Raw genomic sequence first — 13,060 nt, 5'->3', positions numbered from 1 at the left:
CGTTCATCTTGCTGCTGAGGAGAAAGAAGGATACGGGAACAACTAGCAGAGGTTCTAGTTCGAAAGCTTAGAACCTAGCGTTGAAACGTACATTGAATCGCGTCAGTGGCATGCGCGAATGGAATCCGTTCTTGTTCAATTCGCAGCTTGCCCTCGGTAAAGAGGAGGCGGGAGGCGCGCTGCTCTTCGGTGGTGAGGTGGCTAAGCATGGCGGAGCCATCACCAGGATCGGGGACCGCGAGGTGGTGGAAAGCGGTGACGGTGGCGGTATCCATAAGGAGAGACTTCGTGTGGGGAAAGTGGGCGCGCACGCCGTTGAGGATGCTGAAGCCGGCGGCATCGAGATCGCCCCAGTAGGTGATTTCGGCATCGTGGAGCCAGTCGAGGGCGTGGAGTTGGCGGGCGGCATTGCCGGCGCCGAGGATGGCGATGGTGGGTGGGGCGGCATCGGAAAGCAGGGGCAGGGCTAGGAAGGTCTGCTTGTTTTCTACGATGAGAACGCGCGGGGGAGCGGTGGGAAAGAGTTGTGCAGCCTGGGAAAGGGGAACCTCGATATCGGACAACGCGGGGGCGTGGTTGAGGTAGCGCAGGCGCAGGCGGGCATCGGTGCGGCGCAGCCCCAAATCCGTGATGCCAAAGGGCAAAAGCAGGGCGAGCAACAGGCGCCGGTGGGTGCCTATCCACTTGCCATCCACACCTTCGACAGGAACGGCGCGCTCCCACTCGCCGGAGTCTGGGTGGGCGTGCAGCCAGGTCAAGCATGGTGCTAAGCAGCGCAGATCGTATGCAGTTAAGTCTTTCCACTGGGCATAGGTGCGGTACACGGTGTCGGCGAATGCAGGGGAGTCGGGGAAGATCGCGGCGATGTCGTGTGCGCGCTGTTGCGCGCGGGAGTATTCGGCGCTGAGGCCTGCGGCAGCGGCGATGCGGGGAGCACCGGTAAGGACCGTGCGGGTGGGAACGGAATTGGTGCCTAGGCCCGTGCGGGACCAATTGCGCTGTTCGTAGTGGATCTCTTCTTGGTGCGGCCAGTGCTGCCAGGCGCGGATGAACTCCTGGGTGGCGGGGACATCGCGCGCGGCGGTGGCGGCCGTAGGCGGGTGCAGCGGCCAGTCGATGCTCAGCGAATCGGGAGTCGACAAAGCCTCCGCAAAGTGGTTGCGCAGGTATTTTTCCGCATGTGTGTGCAGGTCACTAGGCATCCGCATTGGGGGACTCCGGGGATTCCTGGGGGTAGGTGGTGGCATCGATAAGCGAATAGCCCGTACGCGCCTGCGGGCGGCCCTGGATAATGGGCTCGTCGTAATTGACCACGATGGTGCCATCCACGTACGGCGATAGCGTCTGGATGAGTTTGAATGGCGTTGCCAAAATCATGTGGAAACCAAAGGACGCAAACACGGACATGGCGGTGCGCGTAAAGGCTGGGTCAGCGCGGTCGAAGGCCTCATCCAAAATGATGGAACCGTAGGTGGGAACGTCCTGGTCTGGTTCCGCCAATCGGAAGCGCAGCGCCGCAGCCAAACAGAAGAAGACCAACTTTTGGGCCTGGCCGCCGGAGAGGGAGGCAGAATCCTGATACGTATTGGCGGTCGTGCCATCGGGATAGCACTCGCGGCCGATGAAGCTGACATGCTTGCGGGTATCGAGGACCAGGTTGCGCCACCGAATATCCTCTGGCTCAGACGAGCCCAAGCGGCTGAGAATCTTGTCCAGGGCGTGGTAGCGCGCTACCGCAGCTTCAGGATCATCGGCGCTAATATCCGCCAGGCTATGGGACGTTGCGGCATCAAGATCCCGCTGGAAGTCTTGCACCACCTGGCCCCGGGCATCCTTCACATCAATGCGCAGGGTGCGGTCCCCATTGAAGGGCGTGCGCTCCAGTGACTTATTAATAAACTCCATGCGCTGTTCGATATCGCTACGGGCATGGCGAAGCGAAGAGGCGAGGTGCGATAGGTTTTGCACCGTCGTGCCATTGAGCAGCTCCAAGAAATGAGCGCGAAAATCCGCCAGGCGGTCCGCGCGCAGGAACTTCAGCTTCTCCATGCCTTCGCCGGCGAAGCTGGCCTGCGGCTCCAAATCCGCGGCTTCTGCCGGCCACTGCGATAGGTATTTGTGGAGGACAGAGACAATCTTGGCATTCGTCTCCTCGATGCGGCGCGCGGCCCTACGCGCGGTTTCTTGCAGGCTGGCCTGCACCTCATCGCGCCGGGCATCGATGTCATCGATGGTGAGTTTTCTCCTGCCCTTGTGCAGGGCTTCTTCGACCGCCTTGGCGATGCCCTGATCCGCCACCGTGGGCACGGTTCCGATGCTTTGGCGCCGCCGGGTGGAGCGGTTCAGCTCGCCCTCCACGTTGCCGAGGTGTTTTTGTGCTTCGTTCAGTTGGGCGCGGGCGGCGGTGAGCTTTTCCTTTGCCTGCTCGTGCGCCGTGGCTAGGGCCTGCGCTTCTGGGGAGGACGCCAAAGAATCGTACTGTTCTTGCAAATCGCGTTTGCGCGCCTCAGCGGAAGCGGTATCAATATCCTGGAACTTAGTCTCCAGTACGCGCTGCGCTTTATCGCGCTGCGTGCGCAGGATATCCATCTTCCGGTTGAGCTCGTGGACCTGTTTGGCCATGGCACGAGCAGTGGCTTTCGCTTCCGCCAATTGGGAACGCAGGAGCTCAATCTTGGCGGTATTGGTGGAACCTACTCGGTACCACCGCGTGCCTTTAAAACGCGTGCGATCATCCTTGATAAAGCGCGTCGAGCCATCCTTATCCTTGGGCCGGCTTTCCAAGCCATCGCGCGTGACGGCCGGGGTCTTGGTTACCTGTTCGAGCGCGGCCACCGAGTTGACGCATTCGTAGTTAAACCGGCTTGAAATATGGTGGCGCACCCACGGCGCCATGGGGTGATCCTGGAACTCCAATTTGTGGATGAGCTGTTGCGGGCTGCGCGCGGGCGCGGGCGCAGGAGCAAACTCGGGGATAGTGCGGTATTCGAGCCGGGTGCCCACATTGCGCGAATTGACCCACTGGTTAATGGCTTCCCGCGCGGTTTCCGGAACGAGCAGGGTGGCGGCGAATCCGTGCAGCAGTTTTTGGATCACCGGTTCCCACTCCGCCTGCTGCGGGGCGATATCCAGTAGCTCGCCAGCGAAGGGAAGCTCCGATTCGGCATAGCCAGTATCCCGCGCGAGTTGGGTGCGCAGCTCCACAAGGGCTTTATCGATATTGGTGCGCCGCGAGCTAAATGAGTGCAGCTCACTTTCTAAGGACGCGGATGTTGTCGCGGCATCGCGGGCGGCCACTCCGGCTTCTTGTTGCTGCTCAGTAAGCTGGGCCGAGTCAGTCTCGAAGTCCGCGATGCGCAGGCGGGCATTCGCCTGCAGCTCGGCGAAGCCGTGCGGGTTGAGCTCAAAGTGATCGGTCCACTGGTCGGCGGCAGCGGCAAGGTGGTGGAACTCCTTGGAGCGGTGCTCAATTTCCTTCTCCGCGGTTTCTATCTTGGCTTCTAGGGCGGCCAGCTCGCCGGCACTAAGTTGGGAGACGGCTACGGCGGCGCGGCGCTCGGCATCGTCAAGGTGCGTGACCTCCGCTTCGAGCGCCTCGGCCGCAGAGTGCGCCTCTGCCTGCTGGGCGGTCAGCGCGCGGATGCGATAGTCCAGTTCCTCTGCCACCAAGCGGGCGCGCACCGCCGGCAGCGCCTCATTCATCGCCTCAGCCGTGTACTTATCCGCTTCTGCAGTGGTGCGCTGGGAGTGCAATTGGGGCAGGGGTGCCAGCGTCTCAATCTGGGCCTTGACGTCCTCTACCCGAAGGTATGCCTGGCGCAGATCCTCAAATTGCTCCACCGCTTCCTCCGCCCGCTCGAAAGTAGACGGCGTATCCAGCATATAGTCCCGGAAGAGCTGGTCCAGGCTGGATAGTGACTTGGCAGACTGCGTGCGGTGCAGCAGGACCTGCCCCTGTTCGCTCTTGATGCCCAGGCGTTTGCGAAAGCGATCCGCAAACGTGGTGTACGTCGGCGTAAATGACGCACCAGGCCCCTTGTACATGGCCTTAATCTTGCGGGTATCCAGGTTGCGGGTGAGTAGGGGGCTGAGCTTATCGATGTCCTCATCTCCCTGCACCACCCCATAGAGCCGTTTAATTTGGCTCACCGAATTTTCACCGCCGTTGAGACGGAAGATGGCGATGAGGGTGTGCTGCGTGCCAGCCCCATTATCGTAGGTCAACGCCACCACCGAGTTTGTTGCGCCCTCACGCAAATACTCCGGGGCGATTTCACCCGTGTGCGCATTTTCTTGCTGCCGCCACGCCCCGCGAATATAGGAGACGAGGTTGCGCCCATTATGCCGCCCGAGGTCCTGCTGCGATGCCGCGTTGAATTTGAGGTCCTTTTGCGGCACCAATACCGCCGACATCGCATCAAGCAGCGTGGACTTGCCCGAACCGGATCCGCCGGTGATGAGGAAGCCCTTGCGGGCTACCGGGATGGAAAAGTAGCCGTGAAAAGTACCCCAGTTAATAAGCTGGATACGGCTGATGCGGAATTGGCCTGGATACAGGTTAGTCATCGGAAGCATCCTCCTGGTCGCTTTCGGCTTCTGCGAGGCGGGCGTATTCATCCCGGATGGCGGTGACCGTGGCGGCATCGAAAAGCTGGCGTAACACGGGCGAAACCTCGTAGCGCCCTTCTGTCTCGGTGGTGCTGAGCAGCGAGTATTCATTGCGGATGCGTTTAATCGCCGCATTGAAGCGGTTATTGAACCCGGCTTCATCGCGGTTATCAACCGCGCGGACGTATCCAATGCCCTCCCGGAGATCTTCTACATCCACAATCACGCGTTCACCGGGCAACGCCAAACCAAGTTCCTGGCGCAGGTTCAGCAGGATGGCGGTATCGATGTGCTTGAGCTTATCCGTGCGCAGCACCTGCGGAATGGGCAGCGTTTCCTCTTCCACCATCCGGGTAAAGGCAAACCCTTCTCCTTCATCGACGACCAGCTCGAGGAATACCTCATGCAGGCGGGCGCGCAGATTGTCTTCGTCCGAGATGATGGCGGACCATAAGACAGGTTCCTTGTGCGCACGCACCAGCGGACCTTTCAACAGCTGCACCAACGCGCGGCGCGAGTTATAGGTCAGCGATCCTTTATCGCTTTCCCACAGCGGGGGCTCATGTGCCGAATCGACGCGGTGATTATCAGTAGCGCTCACTACAACTCCTCAACGGTGGTGCTATCGAAATACATAGTAGGGATATACGCCGCGCGGATTGTCCCATCTTCCTCGGCCCAGGTGACCTTTTCATGATCATCGTGCAAAGCCGGAAGCGGGTGCTGGTCCGCAATATGTACCAATCCCACGACGCTGGCCAGGCCCTGCGTGGGCGGGTATGCCTGCAATACTTGGCCAATCGTGCACGGACCCGACTTGCCGACGGCCCCGCGAATCGCCCCATGCAATTCCTCGAAGTCAATTTCTGATTCGCGCACCAGCTCATACAACGCCTCCGCGTTCTCCTGGCCTGGCTGGAAGGCTTCCGGTGCTTCTTCCACGACCTCGCGACCCGGGTTGGCCAAGTGGATGCGCGATACGGAATGAATGGACATGCCGATGCGCTGCAGGGGAGTTTCCATGCGGTGAAAGGCTTTCAGCTCCGATGCCTGCGCTGCATCAATGGCCATGCCCCGTGCCTCACGCAGTAGCTCAATCATGCGCCGATCTTCTGCGAATTGTTCCGAAGAGACATAGTTGCGCAAGCTGCGCGCCAGGCCAGTCATCGTTTGATTGACCTCGAAGCTCGTTTCTTCCATATCGCGGAAGAGATTCCGCAGCTGCCGACGGTTCTCTGGCGCCAACTCTTGGCCGACCTCGCTTTCTAAAACTTGCTTAATCCACTGGTCTAGCCACGCGCTGCGTTCTCTATCCATGAGGTATGAATAGAATCCGCGGAAGCTGCGCCCAGCGTCCGATTCCGCGATGTGGTCTACACCGCTAAAGATTTCCTCGAGCACCTCACCGCGGTAACCTTCTGGATCCAAAAGCTGTCGGCGCAATCGGTGGTTGAGAGCTTCAAGCTCATGGCGCACCCTGGCGAAATCGCTTGGTACCGCCATGGCCATATTCAGCACGTCTTGGACGCGCTCCTCGGTCTCTGCCGCAGTCAGCCTTTCGAACTGCCCTAAATGAGCCTTTTCAATTTCGCGGTCAATGCGGTCTCGCTCCGCCTCTAAGCTGGCGACGCGGCTCGAAATATCCTCATTCGTATCCCGCGCCAAGCGCTGCAGAGCCGAGCCGATAGATTCCACACGCGATGCCGTGACCGTAGTAACCGGAGTTTCCCATCGCTCAACGGCCTCGAGCGCGGACAGTGCTTCCTCGCTCGGTTCCAACGTTTCCCCGCGCGAGCTCTTGCCAGACTTTCGGACTAGCCAACCAGCTTTTACCCAGTCATTGCAATAACTTTGCGGTGTGCGCGGCATCGGGAACTCACTGGCAAGCACTTCGAAATCGGTGACCATCAGCTCATATACTTCTGCCGCCGGCCGTGCGCGAGTGCCGCGGGGAAAATACTCAGCAATCAGCGCCAAAATCACCGGAGCATTATCGGCCGCCAGCAGCCGCACTGCGGCGGAATCATGTAATAACCGCCGCAGTGAAAGGGCGCGAGCTTCAACAGACATGATTCGATTTTGCCAGCTACGCCGGACACGTGCAGCGTAGTTTGACTCACTTATTCGAATCAGTGGATTCGTCCGCGCATGGTGGCCCTTGCGGGCCGAGGACTAAGAGACTGTATTAGTCCTTATTAGTCCTGCGCCACGGTGACGTTGACTTCAATATTGCCGCGGGTGGCATTGGAGTAGGGGCAGACCTGGTGGGCGGCATCGGCAAGCGCTTGTGCCTTGTCGTGTTCCTGGGCGGGGATAATGACCTCAAGCTCAACGGCGAGCTTGAAGCCTTCGCCCTCCTTGCCAATGGACACGCGGGCGCCCACGGAGGAATCGCCCAACTCAGCCTTCTCGCTGCGGGCTACCGCCTGCAGGGCGGAGTGGAAGCAAGCGGCATAACCAGCGGCGAAGAGCTGCTCCGGGTTGGCGCCGTTGCCATCGCCGCCCATTTCCTTTGGGATGGCCATCTTGAAGTCAAGGTCCGAATTTTGCACTACGGCGCGGCCATCGCGGCCTGCACCGGTAGCGAGTGCTTCGGTGGTGTAGAGGGTATCCATGATTACTCCTTTTCTAAAAGTGATTTTCGTACTAGAGCTGAGTACAGCCGCCGATTGTACTCAGAATTGCTAACGGTGTTTTTCGAGGTCAGCGACCTAAGAAGTGAAAGGACGCGCTAGGAAAAGGTGGTACGGCTCAAGTGAGTGTCGCGGGCCTACTCAACCCGCGCCGGGGGAGTGGGCGCTCCTTCTGGCGGAAGTACCTTGGGGTAGCGCTTCGATTGGCTGGCAAGCTCAACCCACCGCGAGGATGGAGGTAGAAAATAATCCCCGCTGACGCGGGGAACTAGTCAATTGACTATTCAAATGAGCACTAACATGGGCTCATCCCAGTGCTAGCTGGGAGTTTGGCATTTCGCCTCCTGTAATCTTACCGCAAAAAGTGATGAAGATTTTAGGACGATTTCAAAAATCGCAACATGTTAGTGCTAAGCGTGGTATAGTCTTAAATCATTAGTTAATAACTCCAGTTCACCATAAAAAGTGGACTAGGTGAGCCTGTAGTGGAGATAGAACCATGAAATTGCCAGCGACGACAGTGGATTTTTGCACTCGTGCAGATGGTTGGGCTGGTCAACGCAGCCAGCAAGCGCGGAGCTTGTGGGCGAAATCGGGTGACGGTGTAGACCATCTCAACCTGCCGCAACATATGGTTGATTCCGCTTGTGCTGCATCCTTGGTGTATAATTCTTGGCTTTCTCGTTCGGTAAAGGAGTTCCTGAAAGCCGAGTTGCGTGTCTCAGAGACGGATATAGAAGTTCTCTACGTCTTTCTTGCTGGGGCCCATGATGTTGGAAAAGGTGTTAAAACTTTCCAGCGGCTTCTTCTTGACCGCAGTGACGTTGCGCATTTGGTCCACGCCGTTAGCGACGCGGGATTGGATATCGAATTGAGCGCCTCAGAGGCGAATATGTCCAAGCTTCCGCATGGTATTGCCTCTGGTGAAATTTTAGCAATCTGGCTTGAAGAACAGGGACTTACCCTGCCAAAGGCTAACTCTGTAGCCGCAGTTGTCAATGCTCATCATGGTGCCGCAAGCGGGCCGAATAAAGCGGTCCGAGAATTGATTCAAGATTATCCTTCGGGGTGGCGAATGGTTCATGGCGAACTTCTTGATGCCATGGCGAAACTCTGTGGGGAAAATGAGCTTGCGCAGGTCTTTGCCAAGCTGCCGAAAGTCTCGCCCGCAGCCGCGCAAATGCTTACCGGCTTAGTGGTTATGGCGGACTGGATTGCTTCCAATGAAAAGGCTTTCAGCTTGCGCGTGGAGGGAACTCAACTAGACCGAGTGACAAGGGCTGCAGAGCTGATTGACTTGACCTCACCCTGGGAACCGGAAACTCGATTGCATCAGGACATTGACGAGCAATTCCGGCAATCGTTTGGGTGGCCCGCAGAGTTTAAAGCGCGACAAGTACAACAGGAAATGGTGGAGGCTGCCAGAGCGATCAATGAGCCAGCGCTCATAGTCCTGGAAGCCGAAACAGGCGTAGGTAAGACTGAAGCTGCCTTAGCGGCAGCGGAAGTGCTTGCGGCGCGTAGTGGGGCACAAGGAATCTTTTTTGCCGCTCCGACCATGGCCACCGCGAATGGCCTATTGCAAAGGACCATCGAATGGAGTCGAAATATAACGACAGATTCTGTTCGATCGATGTATCTCGCGCATTCCAAAAATGCGTTGGCTAAACCTTATACAGATTTAAAATTTACGGGAATCAACCGTTATGAAGAAGAAGGCGGCAACGTAGTTGCATCGCAGTGGATGTCTGGACGGCGCCTCGGCATTCTTTCCAATTTCGTGGTGGGTACGGTTGACCAAGTGCTCATGATGGCGTTACAGCAGCGGTTTTCCATGCTGAGGCACGTCGGCCTGGCAGGCAAAGTAGTAATTTTTGATGAGGTTCATTCCTTTGATGTGTATTCCTCCGATTACCTCCGCAGTGCCATCGAATGGTTGGGGTTTTATGGTGCCAGCGTCATCGTCATGTCCGCCACGTTGCCAGCGGACAAGCGACGCGCATTGGTCAGCGCGTACTCCGACGGTCAATGGCCAGAGGAAGAGCCGACTGGCTACCCACTAATCACAGTGGCGACAGAAGACGAAATTCGTTCCCTAGAGGTCCCAGCATCTCCAACGGATCTTGAAGCCACCATTAGTTTCCTTGCGGAAGGCGAAGATTCACTGCATGAACTTCTCGGGGAATGGCTCGTTGATGGCGGGTGTGTTCTTATTATCTGCAATACTATCGCACGAGCTCAGGCGGCGTATTCGGAACTCGCCGAAAGCTATGGTGATTGCGTGGAGCTTCATCATGCGGGTTTTGTGGCTTGGGAACGCGTAGAAAAAGAAGATTCATTACGGCGACAACTTGGCCCGGATGCCCACAGGGAAGCAGGCCGGCCGAAGCAAAAAATTGTGGTGGCTACTCAGGTGGCGGAACAGAGCTTGGATATTGATGCCGATGCCCTGATTACTGATATCGCACCTATGGATCTGCTTATTCAGCGCATCGGGAGACTGCACCGCCACGCGCGTCCTTCCAACGACCGACCCGAAAAGCTGCGCGAACCACAGGTTGTTATTCGCGGGCTAGAAACTTCCTCACCAGTTCCGGAATTTGAATCAGGTGCCGAGGCCATTTACGGCCGTGCGATATTGCTATCAACCTATGCAGTCTTGCCAAATAAGATTCGCCGACCAGATGACATCGCTTCACTTGTAGCATCTGCATATGATCGAAATTTTACGCCTCCAGAGGCGTGGACCGAATCGTGGGAAGAGGCCACTGCGACGCGTGATTTTGAGGAATCGACAGCGCATTCAGCGTCCTCAACGTTCCGATTGCCAGATCCATGGAGTACCAACGGCCTGGACGCTCTATTTGCACGGCTGCAGGATGACTCCGCAGACGATGCGGAGATCAAAGGTGCGGCACAAGTTCGTGACGCAGAGCCCAGCGTTGAGGTGATCCCCATCATCGAGACTGATTATGGCTATCGCCCGTGGGGCTGGGATGAAGAAGTCATCGAGGCTGCCGATATTTCGTATAGGCTGGCCTTTCATCTTGCGTCTAGTACAGTACGATTGCCTGTGCGAATGACCCGTTATGACTCGGACTTTGATGCGGTGGTCAATGACCTCGAAGGGGCAACCCCGGCCGAGTGGGGGTCACATTATTTACTGCGGGGACAACTGGCTTTGCCGTTAGATGAAGGGGGAGAGACGCAGGTAGGACGCTTTGTTCTGCGGTATACGAGCCAGCTGGGAATCGAAATTATGAGTGATGGGCGTGAGTGATATGTCCGAGGCGCTAGTTAGGCTGAGAGCACCTCCTTTTACTAGGGGCAGCCACATCATCCACCAATTTACTTTTAAAAGAAAGGAGGCGAAAGATAATGACTGATACAGAAACCTTTAACCTGCTCGATGAGCCATGGATTTTGTGCATGGACAGTGCGGATAACCGCAAAGCGTTGAGCGTCCGGGACATATTTTCTGGACAGGGCGATGCCCATAAAATTGTGGGCGATTCACCGACCCAGGATTATGCGGTCATAAGACTGTTATTGGCTATATTTTGGCGTGCTCATGCGCAAGAATTAGCGGAAGCAGCAGGCGGAAGGCGGAAACGCGCCAGCTTTGATTGGGGTGAATGGTTCGCGGAAAAGCGTGAAGAATTATGCGAGACGAAGCGGGACCAAGTTGTTTTAGATTATCTTGATGCCTTTAGAGACCGATTCGACTTACTCTCTGACACCGTTCCCTTCATGCAGGTAGCGGATCTTCACTCGCAGAAAAATGAGACTCGACCGATTTCCTATATAGTTCCAGAAGCCGCTGATGATCATTTCACGATGCGTACGGCTGAGGGGCGGCGGGCAATTCCTCTAGATGAGGCCGCCCGTTGGTTGCTTCACCTGCAAGCTTATGATTATTCCGGTATTAAAACCGGCGCAGTAGGAGACCCTCGCGTAAAGGGTGGTAGAGGTTACCCCATCGGCACAGGTTGGACTGGTCGAACGGGCGGAACTTTAGTACTTGGAACTGAAGGCCTCCTAGAAACACTTTTGCTAAATACTCCTATGTCAGCTGTTATGGCGGATCAGGGAACTAACCCAATTGAGCTGGATAAACCGGTATGGGAAAGAGAACCTGATACCGCTGCGCAGCGCCGTGGATCGGATGACAAGTTTGGTGCTGTGCCCCAAGGAGCGGCTGATTTGGCAACTTGGCAGGCACGACGAGTGCGCCTAGTAGCTGAAGAAGGCCAGATTACTCGTGTCCTCGTATCGAATGGTGATCGCATTCCGGATGCGGGAAAGAATGTCATGGGTGATCCCATGACGCCGTATCGGTATAGCCCCAACCAGTCGAAGGCCGGCCAAGATGCTTACTACGCGCGTCCCTACGATTCCACTCAGACTATGTGGCGCGCACTTGATGCGTTGGTTGCTGTCGAAGACGACCCAGGTTTCGACCAAAAAAAGGCAAAAGCTCCGAAGAGACCCGCCAATCTCAGCAATCTCGCTGCGCTTGACGTTGATGGATACCTAAACCAAGGCGCCTTTGATATTGCCTTGGTTTCGATGGAATACGGACCGCAGGAATCTTCAGTAGCCACCACTTTCAGCACCACGATCGGGCTTCCCCTAGTGGTATTGCGCGAAGATGATCTCGGCAGGCAAGCGCGTAACGCTGTCCGCACTGCCGCCCAAAAGACCTATGAAACAGCCGTGAGCTTGGGCTGGTTTGAAGGTCAACTGCGGGTAGCCGTGGGCGATGATTATGAATTCGGCGTTAAGTCTAAGGACAGGTTTTATGCCCAGTTGGAGCCGGAGTTTATTGCGTGGATGCAGACCATTTCTGCTGAAAATGCAGACAGCGCTCAAATCAACTGGCAGGAACGAGTTCGAACAGTAGCTGTCTCTCACGCAATGGAACTGCTGCGCGGCGCCGGGATGAAGGCGATCATTGGCAGGGAAGTAGATACAGGAGAAGACGGAAAGGGCCGAATCGTCTCAGCTGGATCCCTTTTCCAGCAGCTACAGCGGCGTTTTGATAAGAACCTGCCGTTAACAGGCAAGTCCACACGAAATCAGAGTCCTAGCTCACCTATGAAGGAAGGTGTTGCCCATGCATGACACCAGTCATCCGCAGGCAGGAACTACTGCGGAGTACACGGGCCCGCGTTTGCGAACCTCCGTGGCGCGTACCGCAGAGGCGCTGCAGAATGATTATTTGCATTCGCCACAGCACAATAAACAAGCGCGAGCACGCGCAGTCCTAGCCCAATTGCGAAAGTATTCTGCGGTACGTCTTGAACAACACCCCGTGGCACTTGAAGAGGTCCTCCTTTTATTGGAGCCTGCATTGAGTGAACAAGAGATGGGAAAGGGTGCCGCACCGTCCGCATCAGAGCTCGCGGCCTTTCAAGCCATGACGATGCTAGGTATCCATCTACAAAGCGCTAGCACTGAAGCACATATTAAAGGCCAAAGCTTCGCACGGGCCTGCGGTCGTTTCTATGCGCACAGTCAGTCACAATCCACGAAACCGCGGTTTGATGCGATGCTCGTATCTTCCGATGAGGCTTCCCGCCTCATACATATTCGTTCCTTGGTAACGCTATTGCGCGGGGAAAATTTGGGGTTTGACTACGGTGCATTTGCTCAGGACCTGCGGGTTCTAGGCAGCAAAAACGCTACTCAAAAAGCTCATACACAGCGACAAGGCGTGCTATTGAAATGGGCACGTGACTTCGCACTCGGTTCTTATGCGTCTTCTCAGACCGAACCGACTTCTTAAAATCAATTTTCATATTCTAGAAAGGAATTTT

At 56.5% G+C, this 13,060-nt stretch carries 8 protein-coding genes; 3 read left to right on the top strand and 5 right to left on the bottom strand.

All coding sequences use genetic code 11. From position 1 onward, the window contains the following. Positions 1-74: 74 nt before the first annotated feature. From ACP8IT_RS08685 to ACP8IT_RS08665, 5 genes are all read right to left on the bottom strand, one after another. The gene (locus ACP8IT_RS08685; protein ID WP_490289923.1) at positions 75-1,208 is read right to left on the bottom strand and encodes a DUF3322 domain-containing protein; all 1,134 of its coding nucleotides are present in this window, start codon (positions 1,206-1,208) and stop codon (positions 75-77) included. Continuing rightward, entirely contained in the window at positions 1,195-4,566 is a 3,372-nt protein-coding gene (locus tag ACP8IT_RS08680) for an ATP-binding protein (protein WP_490289922.1), read from the bottom strand. Before ACP8IT_RS08680 ends, ACP8IT_RS08685 begins: the two co-directional genes overlap by 14 nt. After that, positions 4,559-5,209, bottom strand: coding sequence for a DUF4194 domain-containing protein (locus ACP8IT_RS08675; protein WP_490289921.1), 651 nt, complete (start codon positions 5,207-5,209; stop codon positions 4,559-4,561). The genes ACP8IT_RS08680 and ACP8IT_RS08675 overlap by 8 nt, the downstream gene beginning before the upstream one ends. Next, the gene (locus tag ACP8IT_RS08670; protein WP_490289920.1) at positions 5,209-6,678 is read right to left on the bottom strand and encodes a DUF3375 domain-containing protein; all 1,470 of its coding nucleotides are present in this window, start codon (positions 6,676-6,678) and stop codon (positions 5,209-5,211) included. Before ACP8IT_RS08670 ends, ACP8IT_RS08675 begins: the two co-directional genes overlap by 1 nt. Positions 6,679-6,803: 125 nt before the next feature. Next, positions 6,804-7,223, bottom strand: a complete 420-nt coding sequence (locus tag ACP8IT_RS08665) for an organic hydroperoxide resistance protein (protein ID WP_237792584.1) — start codon at positions 7,221-7,223, stop codon at positions 6,804-6,806. Between the two features lie 517 nt (positions 7,224-7,740). Here ACP8IT_RS08665 and cas3 point away from each other — a divergent pair. The 3 genes from cas3 to casB all read left to right on the top strand — a co-directional run bounded on the left by cas3 (position 7,741) and on the right by casB (position 13,029). Beyond that, on the top strand, positions 7,741-10,521 hold the full coding sequence (cas3, locus tag ACP8IT_RS08660) for a CRISPR-associated helicase Cas3' (RefSeq protein WP_490289919.1): 2,781 nt from the start codon (positions 7,741-7,743) through the stop codon (positions 10,519-10,521). A 98-nt stretch (positions 10,522-10,619) separates the two neighbouring features. After that, positions 10,620-12,365 (top strand): type I-E CRISPR-associated protein Cse1/CasA, encoded by a 1,746-nt coding sequence (gene casA, locus ACP8IT_RS08655; protein WP_490289918.1) that lies wholly within the window; start codon positions 10,620-10,622, stop codon positions 12,363-12,365. Beyond that, positions 12,358-13,029 carry a type I-E CRISPR-associated protein Cse2/CasB gene (gene casB / locus ACP8IT_RS08650; RefSeq protein WP_005278170.1) on the top strand — a complete coding sequence of 224 codons (672 nt, stop codon included), beginning with the start codon at positions 12,358-12,360 and terminating at the stop codon, positions 13,027-13,029. The genes casA and casB overlap by 8 nt, the downstream gene beginning before the upstream one ends. Positions 13,030-13,060: the final 31 nt, after the last annotated feature.

This window comes from Corynebacterium sp. LaCa_23 (assembly GCF_058182375.1).
This window is presented reverse-complemented; position numbering and strand designations above follow the sequence as displayed.